Origin of the sequence: Microbacterium aurugineum, from assembly GCF_023101205.1 — a bacterium.
Taxonomy (GTDB): Bacteria; Actinomycetota; Actinomycetes; order Actinomycetales; family Microbacteriaceae; genus Microbacterium; species Microbacterium aurugineum.
The window spans coordinates 2,805,715-2,819,294 of sequence record NZ_CP078078.1; the positions used below are offsets into that span (position 1 = coordinate 2,805,715).

At 68.8% G+C, this 13,580-nt stretch carries 14 protein-coding genes; 4 read left to right on the top strand and 10 right to left on the bottom strand.

The annotated features are described in order from the left end of the window. Position 1: 1 nt before the first annotated feature. The 8 genes from KV397_RS13505 to KV397_RS13540 all read right to left on the bottom strand — a co-directional run bounded on the left by KV397_RS13505 (position 2) and on the right by KV397_RS13540 (position 8,260). Positions 2-1,549: a hydantoinase/oxoprolinase family protein gene (locus KV397_RS13505; protein ID WP_261811475.1), complete on the bottom strand. Its 1,548-nt coding sequence runs from the start codon at positions 1,547-1,549 to the stop codon at positions 2-4. Positions 1,550-1,590: 41 nt separating this feature from the next. Further along, a complete protein-coding gene (locus tag KV397_RS13510) occupies positions 1,591-2,928 on the bottom strand; it encodes a purine-cytosine permease family protein (protein ID WP_047520504.1) in 1,338 nt (445 codons plus the stop codon). 495 nt (positions 2,929-3,423) lie between these two features. Continuing rightward, entirely contained in the window at positions 3,424-4,827 is a 1,404-nt protein-coding gene (gene thrC / locus KV397_RS13515) for a threonine synthase (RefSeq protein ID WP_248569746.1), read from the bottom strand. A gap of 89 nt (positions 4,828-4,916) precedes the next feature. Continuing rightward, the gene (locus KV397_RS13520) at positions 4,917-5,072 is read right to left on the bottom strand and encodes an MGMT family protein (protein WP_261811476.1); all 156 of its coding nucleotides are present in this window, start codon (positions 5,070-5,072) and stop codon (positions 4,917-4,919) included. Continuing rightward, complete coding sequence (locus KV397_RS13525) at positions 5,048-5,422, bottom strand: methylated-DNA--[protein]-cysteine S-methyltransferase (protein WP_261811477.1); 375 nt, start codon at positions 5,420-5,422, stop codon at positions 5,048-5,050. The genes KV397_RS13520 and KV397_RS13525 overlap by 25 nt, the downstream gene beginning before the upstream one ends. A 49-nt stretch (positions 5,423-5,471) precedes the next feature. Continuing rightward, entirely contained in the window at positions 5,472-6,236 is a 765-nt protein-coding gene (erm, locus tag KV397_RS13530) for a 23S ribosomal RNA methyltransferase Erm (RefSeq protein ID WP_261811478.1), read from the bottom strand. Between the two features lie 225 nt (positions 6,237-6,461). Continuing rightward, positions 6,462-7,064: a response regulator transcription factor gene (locus KV397_RS13535; protein ID WP_131494487.1), complete on the bottom strand. Its 603-nt coding sequence runs from the start codon at positions 7,062-7,064 to the stop codon at positions 6,462-6,464. Further along, on the bottom strand, positions 7,061-8,260 hold the full coding sequence (locus KV397_RS13540) for a sensor histidine kinase (RefSeq protein WP_261811479.1): 1,200 nt from the start codon (positions 8,258-8,260) through the stop codon (positions 7,061-7,063). The genes KV397_RS13535 and KV397_RS13540 overlap by 4 nt, the downstream gene beginning before the upstream one ends. 155 nt (positions 8,261-8,415) lie before the next feature. Between KV397_RS13540 and KV397_RS13545 the strand changes: the two genes are divergently transcribed. From KV397_RS13545 to KV397_RS13560, 4 genes are all read left to right on the top strand, one after another. Continuing rightward, complete coding sequence (locus tag KV397_RS13545; RefSeq protein WP_248539724.1) at positions 8,416-8,961, top strand: small multidrug efflux protein; 546 nt, start codon at positions 8,416-8,418, stop codon at positions 8,959-8,961. 88 nt (positions 8,962-9,049) lie between these two features. After that, positions 9,050-9,385: an ArsR/SmtB family transcription factor gene (locus KV397_RS13550; RefSeq protein ID WP_261811480.1), complete on the top strand. Its 336-nt coding sequence runs from the start codon at positions 9,050-9,052 to the stop codon at positions 9,383-9,385. Next, entirely contained in the window at positions 9,385-10,047 is a 663-nt protein-coding gene (locus KV397_RS13555; protein WP_261811481.1) for a cation diffusion facilitator family transporter, read from the top strand. Before KV397_RS13550 ends, KV397_RS13555 begins: the two co-directional genes overlap by 1 nt. Positions 10,048-10,079: 32 nt before the next feature. Next, complete coding sequence (locus KV397_RS13560; protein ID WP_261811482.1) at positions 10,080-10,982, top strand: SDR family NAD(P)-dependent oxidoreductase; 903 nt, start codon at positions 10,080-10,082, stop codon at positions 10,980-10,982. Positions 10,983-11,004: 22 nt separating this feature from the next. Here KV397_RS13560 and KV397_RS13565 read toward each other — a convergent pair whose 3' ends face one another. Both KV397_RS13565 and KV397_RS13570 read right to left on the bottom strand, forming a co-directional pair. Then, positions 11,005-12,288 carry a hemolysin family protein gene (locus tag KV397_RS13565; RefSeq protein ID WP_131494481.1) on the bottom strand — a complete coding sequence of 428 codons (1,284 nt, stop codon included), beginning with the start codon at positions 12,286-12,288 and terminating at the stop codon, positions 11,005-11,007. A 94-nt stretch (positions 12,289-12,382) separates the two neighbouring features. Beyond that, positions 12,383-13,399, bottom strand: a complete 1,017-nt coding sequence (locus tag KV397_RS13570) for a TerC family protein (protein ID WP_131494480.1) — start codon at positions 13,397-13,399, stop codon at positions 12,383-12,385. Positions 13,400-13,580: the final 181 nt, after the last annotated feature.

Below are 13,580 nucleotides of genomic sequence, written 5' to 3' on the forward strand. Positions count from 1 at the left end.
GTCACGCCCCCATGTCGAGGTCGCCGACCGCCTTGACGCGGATGCGCGTGGCGTTGCCGGGCAGATACGGGATGGGCACCTCGTCGAAGTCGATGATCGACACGGTCGAGGGCTTGGCACCCGCCGCGATCGCCTTGTCGACCGCCTCGGCGCGCACCTCGGCGAGTGTCTCGTCACGACGACCGGGCTCGATCGCGTAGACCTTGTCGATCTCACCGCCGACCTGTGCGATCGAGGCGCCGATGGCGTTCGCGACCGCGTAATTTTCAGGTCGGTGCACGGTGCCGAACAGCGGCAGCTCGTCGGGGAGCAGGATCGAGCCTCCGCCGACGGCGACCACCGCGATGGGCTCGGGTGACGTGCGCATGCGGTCGACCGCCTCCGACACACGCTCGGCGATGCGGGCGAGCACCCGCTCGACGAACACGGGGTCGAGGTGCGCGACCTTGCTCGCGTCGCCCACGTGGGCGCGGCCGGCCGCGACCGCGATGTCCGTGGCGGTCAGGGTCGATCCACCGAACACCAGCGCTTCCGTGGTCAGCTTGTACCCGACGGATGCCGGTCCGACCTCCGCAGTCTCCTCATCGACGATGCTGCCGCCACCGATGCCGAGCGAGAGGACGTCCGGCATCCGGAAGTTGGTGCGGATGCCGGCGACCTTGACCTCGTTCGCGGTCTCCCGCGGGAAGCCGTTGATCAGCAGCCCGATGTCTGCCGTGGTGCCGCCCACATCGATCACGGCGCAGTCGTCCAGACCGCTCGTCGCGGCTGCTCCGCGCATCGAGTTCGTCGGACCGGAGGCGAACGTCGCGACCGGGTAGCGACGCACGTACTCCTCGTCCATGAGCGTGCCGTCGTTCTGGCTGAGGAAGATCGGCGCCTCGATGCCCTGGGCGCGCACGGCGGAGGTCAGCCCATCGACGATCTCGGACGCGAGCTCGCGCAGCGCGGCGTTGATGATCGTCGCGTTCTCGCGCTCCAGCAGTCCGATGCGTCCGATCTCGTGGGAGAGCGAGATGGCGGCATCCGCCCCCAGCACCTCTGCGACGATCTCTGCCGCCCGCACCTCGAGGTCGTGGTTGACCGGGCTGAACACCGACGAGATCGCGACCGAGCGGATACCGTGCGACTTCATGTCTTCGGCGTGCGCCCGGATCTCGTCCGGGTCGAGGGGTGAGATCGGTCGGCCGTCGAACTCGTAGCCCCCGTGGGCGAGATAGCTGCGGGCCTGCGTCGCCTCGACCAGCACGTCGGGCCAGTCGATCAGCGGCGGCAGAGCTCGCGTCGCCGGGAGTCCGAGGCGGAGTGCCGCGACCGGCGCCAGACGGCTCGCCTGCACGAGTGCGTTGATGAAGTGCGTCGTGCCGATCATGACGGCGTCGACGTCGGCGCCCTCGAACGCCTGTCCGGCCCGCAGATCCTCGATCGCCTGGATGATGCCACTGGTGACATCGGGGGTGGTCGAGTGCTTCACGCCCGCGAGCGTGCGGGTGCCGTCCATGAGGACTGCGTCGGTGTTGGTGCCGCCGACGTCGATGCCGATGTGCATGATTCTCGCTTTCCTGTGAGGAGGTTCTGACTCGGGGCGGCTCAGGCCGCGGCTGTCTCTTCGACCGGGCTCGCCTGCCGCGTGTTCGCGACTCCGACACCGCGGACCCAGCCGAGCTTGCCCGCCACGATGTAGAGCGCCATCGAGAGGAAGAGACTGAGCAACGACGGGATGCCCCAGGTCACGAAGTAGCCGACGAGCGCGGACACCAGCCACACGACGATCGTCGCGGGAACGATGCGTGGCGCGGTGGCCGGAAGGGTGCCGGCCTCACGGGTCGCGTCGAGCTCAGGACGCCAGCGGCGCACCACGTAGTACTCGGCGACCATGATGCCGGCGATCGGCGGGAAGGCGACGCTGAGCACGATCAGGAACTCGGTGAACTGTCCGAGGATGCCGACCGCGGCCAGAATGGATCCGACGACGCCCAGCACGATCGTCGTGGTGACGCGGTGCAGGTTCTTGCCGAACGCCGTCGAGATGAAGTTCACCAGGCCCAGGGTCGACGAGTACAGGTTCCAGTCGTTGATCTTCAGGGTGCCGGTGAGCACGATGAAGAGGCCGATGAAGCCGACGGACGACGTCACGATCGCGACGATGTCACCGGTGGCGGCCGCGTGCGCCAGCAGGACACCGGCGAGTCCGATCACGAACTCACCGAGCGAGACTCCGAGCACGGTCTGCTTGACGACGTCGGCGCGAGAACGGTTGAAGCGGGTCATGTCACCCGTGATGATCGCGCCGACGATGAGACCACCCGCGACGATACCCGTACCGGCCCAGACGCTCATCGTGGGTCCGGGTGCCGGCCCCGTGAGCAGCTCGCCGATGTCGTGACGGCTCAGCTCGGTGATGACCGACCAGCCGACCAGGATGAGGAAGAGCGGCACCGTGATGTTCGCGAGCCACTGCATGCCGACGAAGCCGAAGGCGACGATCGCGGTGACGGCGAGACCGAAGATGAGGCTCCACGCCCAGACCGGCAGCGCACCGGGCATCAGGGCGTCGAGGGACTGTGCCGAGATGGCCGACTGGATGCCGAACCAGCCGATGAGGCTGATCCCGATCGCGAGCCCGACCAGCGAGGCACCGATCTCCCCGAAGCCGGTCCACCGGGCGAGCAGTGCGGTGTTGAGGCCCTCGCGCTGGCCGATGAAGCCGACCACGCACATGATCACCTCGAGGATGATCGAGCCGAAGAGGAAGGCGAGGACGGCCTCGCCGAAAGTCATGCTGTAGCCGAGGGTCGCGCCGAGGAGGAACTGCGAGAGGGCCGAGACCTGACCGAATCGCTGCACAGCGATTCCGAACCAGGGTTTGCGGGCCTCAGGAGTCACTCGGGAGAGCGCGAAGTCGTCGGGGTGCGCCGTGCGTGCCATGAGGATCCTTCGGGAGAGGGAACGGGTTGTGCGCCACAGTAGCGATGCCCTGCGCCCGGCCCACATGTGCAGATCGCACGAACATCCCGCACGGATGTGCAGATCGCACACCCCCCGATCGTCTGCCTCCTGTCACCTCTGTCCGTCTCGTCGACGCGCCCTCCCCGCGTCCAGACCCTCGCCCCACGTCGGCGCCCCCTCCCCACGTCGGCACCCCTCCCCACGTCCAGACCCTCGCCCCACGTCGACGCCCCCTCCCCGCGTCGACGCCCCCTCCGATTCGCGGCACGCAGAGGGGGTATCGGCGGGCGGAGGGGGTGCCGACGGACAGAGGGGGTACCGACTGGTGATGGGGACGTCGACGGGCGGGGGCGGGGACGGACAGAGGGGGCACCGACTGGTGATGGGGACGTCGACGGGCGGGGGTGTCGACGGGTGGAGGCGGAGGGGATGCGGGGACGCGGGAGGCGCGGATGTGCGGATGTGCGGGTGTGCTCAGCTCACAGCGTTCGCGGCGATGAACTCGCGGAGTGCGTGCTCGTCGTCGGGCATCTCGGTCACGTGCTGCGGGGCGTCCAGCATCTCCTGCAGCTCGGGTGCGTAGCCGAGCTCCACTCCGAGCGCCTCGTGGATCGTCTCAGCGAACTTCTCGGGCTTCGCCGTCTCGAGCACGAGCATGGGAACACCGGGCTCGACGTACTCTCGCGCGACCTTGACACCGTCGGCCGTGTGCGGGTCGATGACCTCTCCCGTCGTCTCGTACACCGAGCGGATCGTCGCCAACCGGTCCTCGTGCGTCGAGGTGCCGCTGACGATCCCGAACTCCTCGACGAAGCGCTCCTGCTCCGCGGAGAAGTCGAAGAAGCCGCTCTCGTCGAGCTCACGCCAGGCACCGACGACGCGCTCCGCGTCACGGCCGACCAGCTCGAAGATGAAACGCTCCAGGTTCGACGCCTTCGAGATGTCCATCGACGGACTGGAGGTCGCGAGCGTCTGGGCGGCGCTGCGCGGGCGGTAGACACCCGTGCGGAAGAACTCGTCCAGCACGTTGTTCTCGTTCGCGGCGAGCACCAGGCGACGGATCGGCAGGCCCATCTGCTTCGCGAAGAACCCGGAGAGGATGTTGCCGAAGTTGCCCGACGGAACGGTGAACGACAGCTCGGTCCAGCCGCCTGCATCGGTCGCCCGCAGCCACGCCCAGAAGTAGTAGACCGTCTGCGCGGTGATGCGTGCCAGATTGATGGAGTTCACGGCACCGAGGTGGTGGGCACGCTTGAAGTCGAGGTCGCCGGCGAGCTTCTTGACGAGGTTCTGACAGTCGTCGAAGACACCCTCGACGGCGATGTTGTGCACGTTCGCGTCGTCGAGGGAGAACATCTGCGCGCGCTGGAACGCACTCATGCGCCCTTGCGGTGACAGCATGAACACCGCGACGCGCTCCTTGCCCCGCAGCGCGTGCTCGGCCGCCGACCCGGTGTCTCCCGAGGTCGCGCCGAGGATGTTGAGCACCGATCCCTTGCGCTCCAGCGTGTACTCGAGCACCTGGCCGAGGAACTGCATGGCCATGTCCTTGAACGCGAGCGTCGGCCCCTCGGAGAGCCCGACGAGGGTGAGTTCGTCATCGATCGCCCGCAGCGGCACGACGCCGTCAGGGAAGTCGGCGTACGCGGCGGCGGTCATCCGGGCCAGGTCTGCGCGAGGGATGTCGGTCGCGAACAGTCCGAGCACCTCTGTCGCGAGCTGTGGATAGGTCAGTGCCCGCCAGCGCTCGAGCGTCTCACCGTCGACGACCGGCATGGTCTCCGGCACCGCCAGCCCGCCATCGGGCGCGAGGCCCTCCAACAGCGTCTCGCTGAACGTCTGCGGCTGCATGCCGCCGCGGGTGGAGATGAACTGCACGTTGGCTCCTCGGCTCGGGACTCGGCACGTCCATTCTCGCAGGGTGTTCCCGGGCCGAGTGACGGGATGACGGACGCCACCGCTCGCCGTCAGAACAGGGAGCTCGGGAGCGCCCCCTCATGCTCCAGCAGCCAGCGCTTCGTCTCGAGGCCGTGCCCCTCTTCTCCGCCGGAATAGCCGCCCAGCCCATCGCCGGCGACGACGCGGTGACACGGCACGATCAGGGGAACCGGGTTCGCGCCCATGATCGAGCCGACCCCCGGGCCGGCACGTCGGTGCCACTGCGTGCGGCGAGACCGCCGTACGTGATCGTCTCTCCGTGCGCCACGGTCTCATGGAGTGCGGTGAGGACAGCACGCGTGGCCTCGGTCTGCAGGCCGAGATCGACCGGCAGATCGAAGCGACGCAGTGTGCCATCGAAGTAGGCCGACACCTGTGCGAGCGCCTCGACCAGCAGGGGACCGGACCCGGTGTCGGGCACGACGACACCGCCGCCGGGCGGGGTGGTACGCCACGTGACCCGGGTGACGGCCGCACCGTCGCTCACGATCCCGATGACGCCGACCGGGGTCGCGAGCGTGCCGAAGGCGGACATGCGTCGAGAGTACCTCCGCCGTCCGACAGCGGAGTCACGATCCCGCGCCTCATCCGCGGGAGACCTCACGCCAGAGCGCCGCCCAGTGCTCCGGACGCAGATCCCGCGGCCATCGACAGCTGGTCGCGCCCGCTGCCATCACGGCGCGCCGCGCGCGCGACATCGGAGCGCGAGTCGCCGCCGCCAGCACCGCGGGAAGTGTGGCCCCTCTCCCCGTGAACATCGCACGGACGAACGCCTCGTACCCCCGTCGGTCGGACACCGGAACGAGCGGTGAGGCCCGTCGCGTGATCGTGAGCACGCCCCCGTCGACGCTCGGTTGCGGGGAGAAGCCCCAGGCCGGGACCCTCCCCTCGAGGGAGAAGGCGAACCACGGAGCCGACTGCGCGGTCATCATGGTGCCGCCGCCGACGCCCGCACGCTTGCGCGCCACCTCCCACTGGGTCAGCAGCACGGCCTCCCTCCACTCCTTCCGCGACAGAAGACGCCGGAGGATGGGGGTGGTCACGTGGAACGGGATGTTGCCGACGACCACGGCGGCGTCGAGGGGATGACGGGTCGCGTCCCCGAACTCGACGCGGACCCCGGGCAGGGCCGCACGCAACCGCCGCACCCGGTGCTCGTCGATGTCGATAGCCGTGAGCGGTCGGCCGAGCCCCGCGAGTCGGCGCGTGAGGGCGCCATCGCCGCACCCCAATTCGAGGATCGGTCCGGACGTGCGGTCGACGAGAGCCGTGATCCGGGCGAGGGTCGGACGGTGGGTGAGGAAGTTCTGGCCGAGTTCGTGACGGCCGCCATGGGGTGAACGAGGCATGAGTGCGCTCCAGAAGACGAATCGGAGCACCTCGGAAGGAGGGAGGACGCGAAGAGGCGTCAGTGAGTTCTGCCCGTCCCGAGGTGCGATGACATCTCGGTGGACGGCGCGCAGATGCGTGCGGTGAGCGAGCGCGCCGTCAGGCGCGGCGGTCGCGGAACACGAGGGTGCGCCCCATCACGGGCGCGGCGCATATTGTTCCCATGCGTGCCAGCATATCGGCGCTCAGATCCACCCGCGCTCCTCGGCGGTGAGCACAGCCTGCTGGCGGGTGTCGACGGCGAGTTTGCCGAGGATGACGGAGATGTGGTTGCGCACGGTGCCGGGCGCGAGAGCGAGAGCCCGCGCGATCTGACCGGTCGTCTCGCCGCGCCGCCCCGCGCGCAGCACATCGAGCTCGCGATCGGTGAGGGGCGAGCGCTCATCGCTCAGAGCATCCGCCGCGATCTCCGGATCGACATAGCGGGCTCCTGCCGCGACACGGCGGATGACGGCGGCGACCTCGTCCGCACCCCGGGACTTGGGCAGGAAACCGGAGACGCCGGAGGCCAGGGCTCGCCGCAGCACCCCCGGACGCGCATGACGGGTGACCACCACGCAGCGCGTTGCGATCGCCCGGTGCAGTTTCTCGGCGACCTGCACCCCGTCCAGTCCGGGCATCTCCAGGTCCAGCAGACACACGTCGGGGTGCAGGCGCAGCGCCTCGGCGACGGCCTGCTCGCCGTCGGCGCACTCCGCGACGACGTCGATGTCGGCTTCGAGTCGCAGCAGTGCGGCGAGCGCAGAGCGGATCATCGCCTCGTCGTCGGCGAGCAGCACGCGGATCAACGCCCCTCCTCCGGCTGCGACGGAACGGTCACGACGACTGCGAACTCGTCGGCATCGCGCCGCACCTCCAGAGAACCGTGCGCCTCCTCGATCCGTCGCCGAACCCCCTCGAGGCCGGATCCGTCGTGATCGAGCGGCGCGCCGGGCATCCTGTCGTTCGCGATCTCGTATCGCCAGGAATCACCGATCCGTGCCAGCTGCAGCCGCGCGCGACGGCCACCCCCGTGGCGCAGCACATTCGTCGTGGTCTCCCGGATCACCGGCCCCAGCGCAGTCCCCGGTGCGGCATCGGCATCCGGATCGATCACGGCCTCCACGGTGAGACCCGCTGCGGTCAGGAGATCCCGCGCGTTGGCGAGCTCATCGCCGAGCGGAACGGACCGGAAGCGGGTCGCGAGGTCTCTGGTCCCCTGCCGCGCCTCGTCGACACTGAGTCGCGCGGCCCGGAGCTGTTCCATCCCGGCCTCCGCATCGGTCGGCAGGAGCCGCTCCGCGAGTTCCAGCTGCAACGCGATGACCTGGAGATGATGCCCCTGCAGGTCGTGCACGTCGGTCGCCACCCGCAGGCGCTCCTGCGTCGCGGCGAGCTTGGCCTCGGAAGCGCGGGCCCGGTCGAGCGTGACCAGGACATCCCACCACCAGAGCGAGCTCACGGTCATCGCCGGCAGCAGGACGGCATACACAGCGGGCAGCCAGAACGGGAGGCCCGTGTCGAGGCCTCTCGCGGTCGAGTCCACCACCGTCAGGGCCACGAGCAGCAGGGTCGCCGTCGCGGCCACACGCATCCGGATTCCGCGTGGCCATCGCAGGAGCACGAAGAACTGCGCGACCGGCATGGCCGCGAGCGCCCAGCTCCCGACCGCCGACCCCGCCACCAATCCGTATGCGACCGCAACCAGGAAGGGCACGGCCAGGCGCCCCCAGGCGATGCCGGGACCCGCGTCGATACGGCTGCGGTAATCGGCGAGCAGCAGCATGGTCGACGCACACCAGAGCACGCCACCGATCGCGACGACGAGGATCGCGCCGCCGCGCAGATCGACGGCGGCGGTGATGCCGGTCCACGCGACGACCAGCATCAGCTCGAAGAACACCACGGCGCTCGCGGTGTACCACCAGGTGGCGGTGATGCCCCGGGCGAGCTGGCGCGATCCGGGCGTCGGATCGGCGACGGGGAGGGGAGGGACGGAACTCACGCTCCCACGATAGAGGCGTGACACATGTCACGGGATCACCGTGCGAACCGCAGGGGAACAGGTGACGGGCCGACACTGCCGCCACGGCTGCTCCTCGGCTGGACTGGAGTCATCGCAGCGGAGACGCCGCTCGCACCGACAGCAGGGAGCACCCCATGAACCTCATCGAGACCTTCCAGAACCTGGTCGCCCAGGTCCCCGAGCTCGTGCAGCCGCTCATCGTCGCCCTCGCCGGCGCGATCCCCTTCATCGAGGGCGAGGGCGCGGTGAGCATCGGGATCCTCGGCGGCATCCCTCCGGTGGTCGCGGCGATCGCCGCGATGGTCGGCAACTTCCTGTGCGTCGCGGTGCTGGTGCTGGCGAGCTCCGGTGCGCGTCAGGCGGTCGTGAACCGCTCGCGTGCCAGGAACGCTGTCCTCGCCGGCGGCGGCACGACGGACACGGCACCGGCAGCGGAAGCCGTCGACTCCGGGCGCGGTTCCGCCCGGAAGGAGAAGTTCCAGCGCGCCTTCGAACGCTACGGCGTACCCGGCGTCAGCCTGCTCGGCCCGCTCCTGCTGCCGACGCAGTTCACCGCGACGATGCTCGCCGCCTCCGGCATCGGGAAGGCGCGCATCCTCTTCTGGCAGGCCATCGCCATCATCGGCTGGACGACCGTCGTCGCCGTGATCATCGGCAGCGCGGTCTACGCGATCCGCTGATCCCGTCCGGGGGCGCGAGACGACGTCGCGCCCCCTCGCATTGAATACATGAGTACATGAATTCACGGTTTTCTGTATCATCGAGTGCGTGACGACCACTCTCGCATCGCTGACCCACACATCCGCTGTCGCGCGTCTGGGACACGCACTCTCCGACCCGACTCGCGCCGCCGTGCTCCTCGCTCTGCGCGAAGCCCCCGGCTACCCCGCTGATCTGGCCGAAGCCCTCGGCGTCTCCCGCCAGGCCCTGTCGAACCACCTCGCCTGTCTCCGCGGCTGTGGGCTCGTCGAGAGCGTGCCTGATGGGCGTCGCAGCAGCTATCGTCTCGCCGACCGTCACCTCGCACCGGCCCTCGACATGCTCCTGCGGGTCACCCTCATCGTCGAACCGGACTGCTGCTCGGATGAAGGATGCACCTGCTGATGTCGTCGACGCTCACCGACGCGCGTCGGGAGACCCTGCATCGTCGCATCCGCCTCCTCGTCGGTGTCACGATCGGCTACAACGTGGTCGAGGCGATCATCGCGATCACGGCGGGGACGGTCGCATCGTCCGCGGCTCTCATCGGCTTCGGGCTGGACTCGACGATCGAGGTGCTGTCCGCGGCCGCCGTCGCCTGGCAGTTCACCCGCCGCGATCCGGAGCGCTGGGAGAAACCCACCTTGCGCGTGATCGCCGTGGCGTTCTTCGCCCTCGCCGCCTACGTCACCACGACCTCCGTGACCGCGCTGGTCACGGCCGAGCGCCCGGAGCACAGCACGATCGGCATCATCCTCACGGCGGTCAGCGTCGCGGTCATGCCGTTCCTGTCGTTCGCCGAACGTCGCGCGGGCCGGGAGCTCGGATCGGCGACGGCGGTCGCAGACTCGAAGCAGACTCTCATCTGCACGTACCTCTCCGCCGCCGTGCTGATCGGCTTGGTCGTCAACTCGCTGCTGGGGTGGTGGTGGGCCGACGCCGTCGCCGGACTCGTGATCGCCGCCTTCGCCGTGCGCGAGGGCATCGAAGCCTGGAAGGGCGACGCCTGCGCCACCTCGATCGGAATGCTCCTCGAGAACGAGGACGACCACGACCACGGCCACTGACCGTCGGCGCGCACAGCGCCTAAGTTAGGGAGATGGATGCCGCTCCTCTCACACCTGCCGGAGACCTGCGCGGACGCACGGTGCTGGTCACCGGGGCGAACGCGGGCATCGGCTACTGGTGCGCCGAGCAGCTGGCCGCTCGCGGAGCCCGCGTGTTGTTGGGCTGCCGCTCATCGGAGCGCGCGCAGACGGCGGCCTCGGCGATCCGGAGCCGCGTGCCGGATGCCGAGCTGCACGTGCTGGCGCTCGACCTCGGCTCGCTCGACAGCATCACTCACGCCGCTGCGGAGGTGGGCGAGCGGATCGAGGTGGTGATCTGCAACGCGGGGGTGAAGGCGGCCGACCCTGCGGCGCGTACGAGCGACGGCTTCGACCTCATGGTGGGCACCAACTTCCTCGGCCACTTCGCCCTCGTGGCGCAGCTCGAACCGCTCTTCACACCGGATGCCCGCGTGGTCGCGGTGGGCTCGATCGCACACCGTTTCGCGCGGCTCGACCCCGCGACCCTCGACGCCCCGTGGAGCGGTTCCTCGCTCCGCCAGTACGGACGCTCGAAGGCGCTGTTGATGGCCTTCGCTTTCGAGCTCGCACGGCGTTGGTCGGACTCTTCGCGGTCGGCGGTCGTCGCGCACCCGGGCTATGCCGTCGACCCGCTCACTCCCCCGCGCCCCGGCCTCGCCCACGTCTCCGGGTTCCTCCGCGCCCTGACGGCGCCCACTCGGGTGCTCGTGCAGGGCAAGGACGGCGGAGCGCTGCCCATCGTGCACGCGGCGACCTCCGCGGAGGTGGTGAACGGCGACTACTGGGGACCGGGTGGACTGCTCGAGTTCCGTGGGGCACCACGACGAGTGACAGCCTCGGACGAGGTCCGCTCCCCCACGACCGGAGCCGCGGTGTGGGCGGCCGCCGAGCGTCTCACCGGCGTGCGCCCCTGACGAGAAGGCTCACCCGTCGGCATCAGTCCTCGACGGGCTCCGGGCTCTCCTGCGGTGTGACCCGCACACGGGAGATGCGACGACGATCCAGGGCCATGACCTGAATCGAGGCACCGGGCACCTCGACCGTGTCGCCGACGACCGCGAGGCGACCCAACTGCTCGGTCACGAAACCTGCGATCGTGTCGGACGAGCCCCGCGGCATCGCCAGCCCGGTCGCCTCCTCGAAGTCCTGCAGGTTGAGCCGCCCGTCGAGTCCCTCTTCCGCGGAGAAGTACTCCTCGGCGTCGTACTCGTCGAAGATCTCGCCGACGACCTCCTCGACGAGGTCCTCCAACGTGACGAGACCGTCCGTGCCGCCGTACTCGTCGACGACGACCGCGATGTGGTGCCCTTCGGCCCGCATCCGCGTCAGCGTAGGCAGGACGCGCGCGCTGGAGGGGATGTACGGGATGTCGCGGACGAGCGCACGGAGCGGACGCGCTGGGTCGTCGGACGACGCCTCGAACAGGTCCCGTACGTGGACGAACCCCGCGATGTCGTCGATGGACGTGTTCGAGACGGGGTAGCGCGAATACGGGAGGTCCCGCACCTGGGCCAGCACATCACCGACGTTGGCATCTTCGTCGAGGGCCACGACCTCCGGCCGCGGTCGCATGACCTCGCTGACCTGGCGTCCCCGCAAGGACAGCACATCGTCGAGGATGCGGCGTTCGTCTTCGGGCAGACCCTGGTGGCTCGCGACGATGTCGCGCACCTCCTCGTCGGTCATCTCGTCGCCCATCTTCCGGGGGTCACCGCCGAGCAGTCGCACGAGCGCGTCGGTCGACACGGAGAGCAGCCAGATCACCGGACGCATGATCACCGCGAACCCGTTGAGAGCGGGGGCCACGGCGTATGCGAACTGGGCGTTGCGCTGGATCGCGAGCCGCTTGGGCACGAGTTCTCCGAGCACGAGCGACAGGTAGGCGATCACGAGGGTGAGGATGACGGTCGCGATCGTGAGGGCGAGTGCGGGGGCGAGGCCCCATGACTCCAGCAACGGCGCCAAGGACGGTGCGATCGATGTGGCGCCGTACGCGGCCGAGGCGAAGCCCGCGACCGTCACGCCGATCTGCACAGCCGAGAGGAAGGTGTTGGGGTTGCGGGCGAGTGCCGCGACCTTCGCCCCACGGCGGCCCCGTTGCCCGATCGCGTTGATCTGGCTCTCGCGGAGCGTGACCAGGGCCATCTCCGTCGCAGCGAAGACACCGCCGATCAGCACGAACGCGAAGACGAGGGCGATGTTCCAGAGCAGGTCGCCCATCAGCGGGCCACCTCGTCTGTGGTGGGATGAGCGCCCGGGATGAACCGGGCGCTCGTACTGTCAGAGTCCGAAGAGTCAGAACAGCGCTGCGCGCTCAAGAGTGCTCCTTGTGAGTAGGGGTGGTGTCGGTGGAAGAGGTGACCTCGCCGGGCGCGCGACGGGTCTTGAGGAGGCTCGCGGCGGTGGCCACCGCGATGGTCGCGCCGATGAACAGCAGGGAGAACCAGATCGGGATCTCCGGCGCCCACTCGACGCCCTGGCCGCCGTTGATGAACGGCAGCTCGTTGACGTGCAGCGCGTGCAGGACGAGCTTGACGCCGATGAATCCGAGGATGACGGCGAGGCCCTGAGCCAGGTACACGAGACGCTCCAGCAGTCCTCCGATGAGGAAGTACAGCTGGCGCAGACCCATGAGCGCGAAGGCATTCGCCGTGAAGACGATGTAGGCCTGGTCGGTGAGACCGTAGATCGCGGGGATCGAGTCGACGGCGAACACAAGGTCGATGAACCCGATGGCGATGATCGTGAGCAGCATCGGCGTGACGAAGCGCTTGCCGTTCTTCACGACCGTGAGCCGGTCGCCGTTGTACTCGTCGCTGACGGGCAGGTGACGGCGGACGAACGTCATGAACCGTCCGTTCGCGGGGTTGCTCTCATGGTTGCTGAACGCCTGGCGATACGCGAGCACGAGGAGCAGGGCGCCGAACAGGTAGAAGATCCACGAGAAGTTCTCGATGAGCGTCGCGCCGATGGCGATGAAGATCCCTCGCAGGATCAGCGCGATCACGATGCCGATCATCAGCACCTTCTGCTGGTACTTCTTCGGCACGGCGAAGCCGGTCATCACGATCAGGAAGACGAAGAGGTTGTCGATCGACAGCGCCTTCTCGGTGAGGTAGCCGGCGAAGTACTCGCCGCCGAACGTCCAGCCGGAGAAGACGCCGATCCCGACGCCGAACAGCAGCGCGAGGCTGATGTAGAAGATCGACCAGCGCGCCGACTCCGCGATCGTCGGCTCGTGCGGGGTGCGAACGTGGGAGAAGAACTCGTACACGAAGAAAGCGATCGTGATCGCGATCGTGATGATCCAGATCAGCGGGGTGATATCCAAATGAGGGCTCCAGACTCGGGGTACGACCGTACCGCCAAAGTCTTCTCCATTCCGTGAAACAGGAACCGGTGGCCCGGGATGCGACGTGCATCCGTAATGACGATCCCACCGTGTCGGAGTACTCCCCTTGGGAGATCCCAGAGTACGAGGACACCCTTTGCGGTTCCTGTGGATTGGCCGG